We start from the raw sequence: 490 nt of genomic DNA, 5'->3' as shown, positions 1-490 counted from the left end.
CCAATGATTTATTCAGAAATTGAAAACTGGCTGAATGAGCAGCTTTACCAGAGTGCTGCATATCATGCAGATGCCTACAATACCGCAGCCAGAAACTATATTGCCGACAACAATGCCCGTCTGCATAACGGCAGCCTTCCGGCAAATTTCACGGCTGATGACCTGATTCGTCAGGGATATCTGAAACAGGGGTTTAACCATTCTCCGTTTGGTCAGAGTTATATCACCGGTATCCGCCGTAACCAGACCTCCGGGCGTCTGGAAGCCCTGACCTGCTCAACTGGAGGGCAGACAATCAAAGAAGAAGGGCTGCGCAGCGTGGCGGGTCAGTTGCCGGGGCTGGGTGGATTTATCAGCAAAAACGGAACGGCAACAGGCGCATTCGGAGCCTGGACAGATAAACCGGGAGACTACGGACTTACCTGTTCGGCAGGTCACATCGCCGTCGTCATGAGCGGTGATGACCTGCAGGAAAGTGACCGTCTCTACC

Annotated in this window: 1 protein-coding gene; it reads left to right on the top strand. The window is 52.9% G+C overall.

Features of this window, described 5'->3' with window-relative positions; translation table 11 throughout:
* Positions 1 to 490: shufflon system plasmid conjugative transfer pilus tip adhesin PilV (gene pilV, locus E0D98_RS25740; RefSeq protein ID WP_131891524.1), on the top strand; the 490-nt coding region annotated here is incomplete at both ends.

Source organism: Escherichia sp. KCJ4928, assembly GCF_004352695.1.
Lineage (GTDB): Bacteria > Pseudomonadota > Gammaproteobacteria > Enterobacterales > Enterobacteriaceae > ECMA0423.
Note: the sequence above shows the minus strand (reverse complement) of the source record. Positions and strands in the feature narration are given on the sequence as shown.